The 284-nt window shown below is 58.1% G+C and carries 1 protein-coding gene; it reads right to left on the bottom strand.

The genetic code is table 11. From position 1 onward, the window contains the following. Positions 1-230: nucleotidyltransferase domain-containing protein (locus ON20_RS25655; protein ID WP_032702362.1), on the bottom strand; the 230-nt coding region annotated here is incomplete at its 3' end. Positions 231-284 lie beyond the last annotated feature (54 nt).

The raw sequence follows: 284 nt of genomic DNA, 5'->3' as shown, positions 1-284 counted from the left end.
GGGCTCGCGCTGGTTTCCAGCAGATCGTTAATCAGCGCACGACGGGTGGTTTCATCCAGACGCACGGTCACGGTCACCAGCAGATCAATATCGCTATGCGGTTTCAGGCCGCCATCCACCGCGCTGCCATACAGATGCACGGCCAGCAGGGTCGGTTCCAGATGACGTTCAATCACGCCCACCACTTCAGACAGCTGGGTGCTCACTTCCGCAATCACCGCTTCACGCATAATGTTCAGTTTGGTTTTCGGACGGCTGCCCTGCTGGGTCACATCGTTGCTGCT

The sequence above is a fragment of the Nocardia brevicatena NBRC 12119 genome (genome assembly GCF_000308495.1).
GTDB classification, from domain to species: domain Bacteria; phylum Actinomycetota; class Actinomycetes; order Mycobacteriales; family Mycobacteriaceae; genus Nocardia; species Nocardia brevicatena.
The sequence above is the reverse complement of the archived record's forward strand: the minus strand, read 5'-3'. Positions and strand labels throughout refer to the sequence as shown.